Genomic DNA, 7459 nt, shown 5'->3' with positions numbered 1-7459 from the left:
GCAAAGTTACTACAAAAAAGTGAAATGCGGAAAGATATAGTGATAGAATTGAGTTACAAGGGTTTTGGTTGAAGTGGCGATAATCCGTGAAGCCATTACAATCCCTGCCGAAGCCAAATCCTGACGCCGCTACGTTACTTGTTCGTAACCATGCCCGAAAATGCGACAAACGGGTACGAATAGCGAAACAAGGCTCTAAGGAATAGTGAGTTATCCATAACTCATGCGAAAAATCAGGTTACGGAAAAAGATTGCGCCGTTCCTCCCCGTTTTGCGTACCAACACCGGACTCTTCACCAACTAATTTTGAAACCCAAAAATTAAGGACAATGAAGAGTACATTTTCAGTAATCTACTACCTCAAGCGTCAGGTAGTGAAAAAGGACGGGACAGTTCCCGTCATGGGACGCATCACGGTGGACGGCAGCCAGACACAGTTCAGCTGCAAACTGACTGTCGATCCGAAACTGTGGGACACCAAAGGTGGACGTGTCACGGGCAGAAGCACGGCGGCACTCGAAACGAACCGTATGCTTGACAAGATGCGGGTACGCATCAACAGGCATTATCAGGAAATCATGGAGCGTGACAACTTCGTCACGGCGGAGAAGGTGAAGAACGCCTTTCTCGGACTGGAACACCGCTACCACACGCTGATGCAGGTGTTCCGCCAGCACAACGAGGACTACGAGAAGCAGGTGGAGGCAGGCATGAAAGCCAAAGGCACGCTGCTGAAGTACCGCACCGTTTACAAGCACATGCAAGAGTTCCTCGACATCCGCTACCATGTGAAGGACATCGCCCTAAAAGAGCTTACCCCGGCTTTCATCTCCGACTTCGAGATGTTCCTGCGCACGGACAAGCACTGCTGCACCAATACCGTGTGGCTGTACGTCTGCCCGTTACGGACGATGGTATTCATCGCCATCAACAACGAGTGGCTGACGCGCGACCCGTTCCGCGAGTATGAAATCAAGAAGGAGGAAACAACACGCAGTTTCCTGACCAAAGATGAGATCCGCCTGCTGATGGAGGGGAAACTGAAAAACGCCAAACAGGAATTGTACCGCGACCTCTACCTGTTCTGCGCCTTCACGGGGCTGTCGTTCGCGGATATGCGCAACCTTACGGAAGAGAATATCCGCACCTACTTCGACGAACACGAGTGGATAAACATCAACCGCCAGAAAACGGGCGTGGTGTCCAACATCCGCCTGCTCGACATCGCCAACCGCATAATCGGCAAATACCGGGGACTGTGCGGGGACGGCAGGATATTTCCCGTTCCGCATTATAACACGTGCCTTGCCGGTATCCGTGCCGTCGCCAAGCGTTGCGGCATCACCAAGCATATCACGTGGCATCAGAGCCGCCACACGGCAGCCACGACGATATTCCTCTCCAACGGTGTTCCCATCGAAACGGTCAGCTCCATGCTCGGACACAAGAGCATAAAGACGACGCAGATTTACGCAAAGATAACCAAAGAGAAGCTCAATCAGGACATGGAGAACCTTGCCGCAAGATTGAACGGCGTCGAGGAATTTGCAGGTTGCACCATCTAAAAAGAAAAGCCATGAAACGTGACACAATCATCATCGAGGACAAGGCAGTCAGCGTAACCGGTAACGACGTGTGGATGACCGCCACCGAAATAGCCGGATTGTTCCATACGACCGTCCCGGCAGTGAACGCCGCCATCAGAGCCGTCCGCAAGTCGGACGTGCTGAACGACTACGAGGTGTGCCGCTACATGCAGCTTGAAAACGGGCTGCACGCGGACGTGTACGCCCTTGAAATCATCATCCCGGTCGCTTTCAGGGTGAATACCTACAACACCCACCTGTTCCGCACATGGCTGGTGGGAAAGGCACTCTCACAAGAGAAACGGCAGACATACGTGATGTTCATACAGAACGGAAAAGCCGGGTATTGCTGATTGCACATACCCCATAAGACAAGTAAACGGGTAGCACCACAAAAGGTGTCACCCGTTTACTTTTTCATGAAACCGCCTCACTCCAGCGGCTTGCGGTAGTTCGCTTCCAGTACCCCGCGCAGCCCCGTTTCCGGGTAAAGCACCTTCCCTCCCAAAAGTATGAAGGGCAACACGCGGTTGTTGCGGTATTCCTGCAAGGTGCGCCGGCTCACACGGAGCAGTTCCGACACCTCGCCGTCCGTCAGGTAACGTTCCCCGTCCAGCGGAGGACGGTAGCTTTCCAGAAATGCGGACAGCCATTTCGAGCCTTTGCGCATATCCTGCACCACAGAGGCTATCGGCTCGTCTTCCATCGTAAAAACATCGTTGTTCTCGTTCATCATAACTTCGGATTCAGTGGGTGAATAAATCAAATCATCTGCCGTGCGGATAGAGCGTGCCGACAAGCGGTATCAGCCGCTTCACCTCCTCTGGCTTGTAATAGAACCTGCGGTTTATCTGCGAGTAGCCGATAAGCCGCCTGTCACGCAGCGTCTGCAACGTGCGCGGGCTTATTCTCAACTGCCCGCAGACCTCCTCGCCCGTGAGCCATCTTTCCATGCGCCCCGTGTCGCTTTTGCGCCTCAGGGCGGCGACCTTCTCCGAGAGTGCGCCGAATGCCGCCACCATCATCTCGAAAGTCTTTTTCTCGATAGATACTATTTCCATATTCATGTCATTTAGAGTTTGCCGCAAAGGTAACGAAACGGCATACAAGACGTATCGTTTTCCGCTGAAAGGCTGCCTGTTGCGCCGTTTGACCGGGTTACGGAGCCATCTTCCGCAAAAATCTTACGTGAGTCACGTAGTGAGTTGTTAAAGCCCCTTTTGTTTATTGCCGAATTTTGTCGCAGAAACAAAAAGAAAGGACTGAACATGAAAGTGATAACAATGGAAAGTTCCGCCTACAAGGAGATGATGGCGCAGATTGCGAACATCGCAGGGTACATCCGCGAGGCAAGGGACGAGAAGAAACGGAAGCGGGAAACCGAAGACAAGCTGCTTGACACGGCACAGGCGGCGAAGATGCTCAACGTGAGCAAGCGCACCATGCAGCGTATGCGCACCGACCACCGTATCGAGTATGTGGTGGTACGCGGAAGCTGCCGCTACCGCCTTTCCGAGATACTGCGGCTATTGGAGGACAACACAGTAAGGAACGAGGAAGGGACAATAGACACCCTGTTCCACAACCACACGCTGCGCACGGGCGGCAAACCAAAAGGAAGGAGGACATAGGTCATGGAACTGCTCACACGAAACAACTTCGAGGGCTGGATGCAGAAGCTGATGGAACGGCTCGACCGTCAGGACGAACTGCTGCTGGCGATGAAGGCTGAGGGGAAACAGCCCACTATCACGGAAAGCATCCGCCTTTTCGACAATCAGGATTTGTGCATGTTGCTCCAGATAAGCAAACGCACCCTCCAACGCTACCGCAGCGTAGGCGCATTGCCCTACAAGACGCTGGGCAAGAAGACCTATTACAGCGAGGAGGACGTGCTGACATTCCTTTCCAACCATATCAAGGACTTCAAAAAGGAAGATATAGCCTTCTACAAGGCTCGTATCCATAATTTCTTTCATAAATAACCCATTAAAACATTTTTCAGATGGCAAAGAAAAAAGACGAAAAGGACGTGCTGGTAGTCCGTGACGAGAAGACAGGCGAGATCAGCGTGGTAGCCGGGCTGAACGCGGACGGCACACCCAAGCGCACCCCCGCAAAAGCGGAGAACGCGCAGAGTTTCCTGCAATTCGACCGACATGGCGACGTGCTGGACAACTTCTTCAAGAACTTCTTCCGGCAGTGCAAGGAACCCAGCCGCTTCGGTTTCTACCGCATTGCGGCAGACCAAGCTGAAAATCTCTTAGAGGTGATGAAGCAACTGCTGAAAGACCCCGAAGCGAACAAGGAGCTGCTCGCCCCTCACAAGGTGGACACCTCCGACTATGAGAAGAAGGTGCAGGAAGAGATGGCAGCACAACAGACAGAGAAACAAGAACCTCAAAAACAGGAGAACATGGAACAACGGAAAGAACAGCAACAGGACAAATCCGAACAGATGCAGGGCAAACGTGGCTACCAGCCCATCGACGAGAGTAAAATCAACTGGCAGGAGCTGGAGGACAGATGGGGCGTAAAGCGGGACAACCTTGAAAAGTCCGGCGACCTTACGAAGATGCTCAACTATGGCAAGTCCGACTTGGTAAAGGTCAAACCGACCTTCGGCGGCGAATCATTCGAGCTGGACGCCCGCCTCTCCTTCAAGAAGGACGGTGAGGGAAACATCAGCCTCGTGCCGCACTTCATCCGCAAGGAGCAGAAGCTGGATGAGTACAAGGAACACAAATTCTCCGACAATGACCGGAAGAACCTCCGCGAAACGGGCAATCTCGGTAGGGTCGTGGACATTGTGGACAGGGAAACGGGCGAGATCATCCCCTCCTACATCAGCATCGACCGCAAGACGAATGAAATCACGGACATTCCGGCAAGCAGGGTGCGCATCCCGGAGCGCATCGGCAAGACGGAAATCACCACGCAGGAGCGGGACATGCTCCGCGCCGGACTGCCCGTACGCGACAAGCTCATCGAGCGCAACGACGGCAGAAAGTTCGTCACCACCCTGCAAGTGAACGTGGAGCAGCGCGGCGTGGAGTTCGTGCCGGGAACCGGCAAGTCGCCCCGTACCGCACAGACACAGGAAACCAAAGGCGACACATCGAAAAGTCAGGCGCAGGGCGGGGAAAATGCCGCACAGACCAAGAAGGAGCAACGCCGCAACACGTGGACGAACGAGGACGGCAGCATCCGCCCCATCAGCAAATGGAGCGGCGTGAGCTTCACCGACCAGCAGAAAGCCGACTATGTGGCGGGTAAAGCCGTGAAGCTGGAGAACGTGACCGACAAGCAGGGCTTCCATGCCACGATGTATATCAAGTTCAACCCGGAGAAGGGACGCCCGTACCGCTACGACACGAACCCTGACAATGCACAGCAGGTTGCTCCGTCCAACGAGAGCCGCACGCAGGTGGCGGTGAACAACGATGGCAAGACCAACGAGGCTACAAAGAATCTGAGAGAGCCGTTGCAGAAAGGTCAGACCAACCCGAAGGACGCCCGCCAGCAACAGCAGCAGGAGAAGCCGCAGAAGAAAACGGGCAAGGGCATGAAAATGTAATCCCGTGTCCGCCACTGAATCCAAAATAAAATCCAAAGTATCAACAAAAAAGAAGAAGACATGAAGACAATCATTGCAGAAAAGCCCTCCGTGGCACGTGAAATCGCCCGCATCGTGGGCGCGACAAAGAGAGAGGAAGGATATTTCGAGGGAGGCGGTTATGCCGTGACATGGGCATTCGGACACCTCGTTCAGCTTGCCATGCCCGACGGCTACGGCGTGCGCGGATTTGTCCGTGACAACCTCCCGATTATTCCCGACACATTCACGCTCGTCCCCCGTCAGGTCAGGACGGAGAAAGGTTACAAGCCCGACAGCGGCGTGGTGTCGCAGATAAAAGTCATCAAAAGACTGTTCGACACAAGCGAACATATCATCGTGGCGACCGATGCCGGACGCGAGGGAGAGCTTATCTTCCGCTACCTCTACCACTATACGGGTTGCACCACTCCTTTCGTGCGCCTGTGGATCAGCTCTCTCACCGACAAAGCTATCCGCGAGGGACTGCGGAAACTCGAAGACGGCAGCAAATACGACAACCTCTACCTCGCCGCCAAAGCGCGGAGCGAATCCGACTGGCTCGTGGGCATCAACGGCACACAGGCGTTATCCATCGCCGCCGGACACGGCACGTATTCCGTGGGGCGGGTGCAGACACCAACGTTGGCTATGGTATGTGAACGCTACTGGGAGAACCGCCGCTTTACGTCCGAAGCATTCTGGCAGCTCCATATCGCAACGGACGGTTGCGACGGCGAAGTCGTGAAATTCTCATCCTCCGAGAAATGGAAAGAGAAAGAACCGGCGATGGAACTATATAATAAGGTAAAGGCGGCAGGTTGCGCCACTGTCACGAAAGCCGAGCGCAAGGAGAAGACGGAGGAAACTCCCTTGCTCTACGACCTGACCACGCTCCAGAAAGAAGCCAACGCCAAGCACGGCTTCACGGCGGAACAGACGCTTGAAATCGCGCAGAAACTCTACGAAAAGAAGTTGATAACCTATCCGAGAACGGGAAGCCGCTACATCCCCGAAGACGTGTTTGCCGAAATTCCCAAACTGCTCGCTTTCATCGGCACACAGCCCGAATGGAAAGACAAGGTGCGGGCAAAAGCCGCCCCGACACGCCGCAGCGTGGACGACGGCAAGGTGACAGACCACCATGCCCTGCTCGTCACGGGTGAGAAACCGCTCTTCCTCTCCAAAGAGGACAATACCATCTATCAGATGATTGCCGGGCGCATGGTCGAGGCATTCTCTGAGAAATGCGTCAAGGATGTGACCACTGTCACGGCGGAATGTGCCGGAGTGGAGTTTACCGTAAAAGGCAGCGTCGTGAAGCAAACCGGATGGCGTGCCGTCTATGGCGAGGAAAAAGAGGAAATTACCATCCCCGGCTGGCAGGAAGGCGACACGCTGACACCGAAAGGCTCGTCCATTACCGAAGGAAAGACCAAACCCAAGCCGCTGCATACCGAAGCCACCCTGCTCTCGGCAATGGAAACGGCGGGCAAGGAAATTGAGGACGACGCACTGCGGCAGGCGATGAAGGACTGTGGCATCGGTACTCCCGCCACACGCGCCTCCATCATCGAAACGCTTTTCAAGCGCGGTTACATGGAACGCTGCAAGAAGTCGCTTGTTCCCACCGAAAAAGGACTTGCCCTCAATTCCGTCGTCAAGACGATGCGCATCGCCGATGTTGCCATGACGGGCGAATGGGAAAAGGAGCTGGCGCGTATCGAGCGCGGGGAACTGTCCGACGACACCTTCCGCAAGGAGATAGAGGCGTACACACGTGAGATAACCTCCGAACTGATCTCGTGCGACAAGCTCTTCGGCAGCCGTGACTCCGGCTGCGCGTGTCCCAAGTGTGGCACGGGCAGGATGCGGTTCTACGGCAAGGTGGTACGCTGCGACAACACGGAGTGCGGACTGCCCGTGTTCCGGCTGAAAGCGGGACGCACCCTGTCCGACGATGAAATCAAAGACCTGCTCACCGAAGGGCATACCAAGCTGCTCAAAGGGTTCAAGAGCAAACAGGGCAAGAGTTTCGATGCTGTTGTCGCCTTTGACGGGGAATATAACACGACTTTTGTGTTCCCGGAGGCTAAAAAGGACAAGAAATTTTCAGGACGGAAGAAATAGTATTAACTTTGCCACTTGTTCAGAGTAATGAATTGTTCTTCGATACCGGATTACACTCATACTTTGGATTTAGTGGTGGCACTCGGAGGGATACCGAGTGCCTTTTTCTTCCTTTTTCCAACCGATTATCCCGTTAATTATCAATCCG

At 54.2% G+C, this 7459-nt stretch carries 8 protein-coding genes; 6 read left to right on the top strand and 2 right to left on the bottom strand.

From position 1 onward, the window contains the following. Window positions 1-329 precede the first annotated feature (329 nt). On the top strand, window positions 330-1565 hold the full coding sequence (locus N5O98_RS24500; RefSeq protein ID WP_004291422.1) for a site-specific integrase: 1236 nt from the start codon (window positions 330-332) through the stop codon (window positions 1563-1565). A gap of 11 nt (window positions 1566-1576) precedes the next feature. Then, entirely contained in the window at window positions 1577-1939 is a 363-nt protein-coding gene (locus N5O98_RS24495) for a hypothetical protein (protein ID WP_004291423.1), read from the top strand. A gap of 77 nt (window positions 1940-2016) precedes the next feature. On the opposite strand, the gene N5O98_RS24490 is transcribed toward N5O98_RS24495, so the two are convergent. Continuing rightward, complete coding sequence (locus N5O98_RS24490) at window positions 2017-2322, bottom strand: helix-turn-helix domain-containing protein (RefSeq protein ID WP_004291424.1); 306 nt, start codon at window positions 2320-2322, stop codon at window positions 2017-2019. 31 nt (window positions 2323-2353) lie between these two features. Continuing rightward, entirely contained in the window at window positions 2354-2653 is a 300-nt protein-coding gene (locus N5O98_RS24485; protein ID WP_004291426.1) for a helix-turn-helix domain-containing protein, read from the bottom strand. 138 nt (window positions 2654-2791) lie between these two features. Here N5O98_RS24485 and N5O98_RS24480 point away from each other — a divergent pair, with 138 nt between their 5' ends. Genes N5O98_RS24480 through topB form a run of 4 tightly spaced genes read left to right on the top strand, consistent with a single transcriptional unit; the run spans window position 2792 to window position 7311 of the window. Further along, entirely contained in the window at window positions 2792-3217 is a 426-nt protein-coding gene (locus N5O98_RS24480) for a helix-turn-helix domain-containing protein (protein WP_004291432.1), read from the top strand. A gap of 3 nt (window positions 3218-3220) precedes the next feature. Continuing rightward, on the top strand, window positions 3221-3571 hold the full coding sequence (locus tag N5O98_RS24475; protein ID WP_004291454.1) for a helix-turn-helix domain-containing protein: 351 nt from the start codon (window positions 3221-3223) through the stop codon (window positions 3569-3571). Between the two features lie 20 nt (window positions 3572-3591). Beyond that, the gene (locus tag N5O98_RS24470) at window positions 3592-5163 is read left to right on the top strand and encodes a DUF3945 domain-containing protein (protein ID WP_004291455.1); all 1572 of its coding nucleotides are present in this window, start codon (window positions 3592-3594) and stop codon (window positions 5161-5163) included. 60 nt (window positions 5164-5223) lie between these two features. Continuing rightward, entirely contained in the window at window positions 5224-7311 is a 2088-nt protein-coding gene (topB, locus tag N5O98_RS24465; RefSeq protein ID WP_004291456.1) for a type IA DNA topoisomerase, read from the top strand. The last annotated feature ends 148 nt before the right edge of the window (window positions 7312-7459 follow it).

Source organism: Bacteroides sp. LFL-34, from assembly GCF_027257075.1.
Lineage (GTDB): Bacteria > Bacteroidota > Bacteroidia > Bacteroidales > Bacteroidaceae > Bacteroides > Bacteroides ovatus.
This window is presented reverse-complemented; position numbering and strand designations above follow the sequence as displayed.

What these genes read in the sequence shown, in the direction of transcription:
- N5O98_RS24485 (WP_004291426.1), bottom strand. Translation starts at nt 2,653, where the DNA reads ATGAATATGGAAATAGTATCTATCGAGAAAAAGACTTTCGAGATGATG.
- N5O98_RS24475 (WP_004291454.1), top strand. Translation starts at nt 3,221, where the DNA reads ATGGAACTGCTCACACGAAACAACTTCGAGGGCTGGATGCAGAAGCTG.
- N5O98_RS24490 (WP_004291424.1), bottom strand. Translation starts at nt 2,322, where the DNA reads ATGATGAACGAGAACAACGATGTTTTTACGATGGAAGACGAGCCGATA.
- topB (WP_004291456.1), top strand. Translation starts at nt 5,224, where the DNA reads ATGAAGACAATCATTGCAGAAAAGCCCTCCGTGGCACGTGAAATCGCC.
- N5O98_RS24470 (WP_004291455.1), top strand. Translation starts at nt 3,592, where the DNA reads ATGGCAAAGAAAAAAGACGAAAAGGACGTGCTGGTAGTCCGTGACGAG.
- N5O98_RS24495 (WP_004291423.1), top strand. Translation starts at nt 1,577, where the DNA reads ATGAAACGTGACACAATCATCATCGAGGACAAGGCAGTCAGCGTAACC.
- N5O98_RS24500 (WP_004291422.1), top strand. Translation starts at nt 330, where the DNA reads ATGAAGAGTACATTTTCAGTAATCTACTACCTCAAGCGTCAGGTAGTG.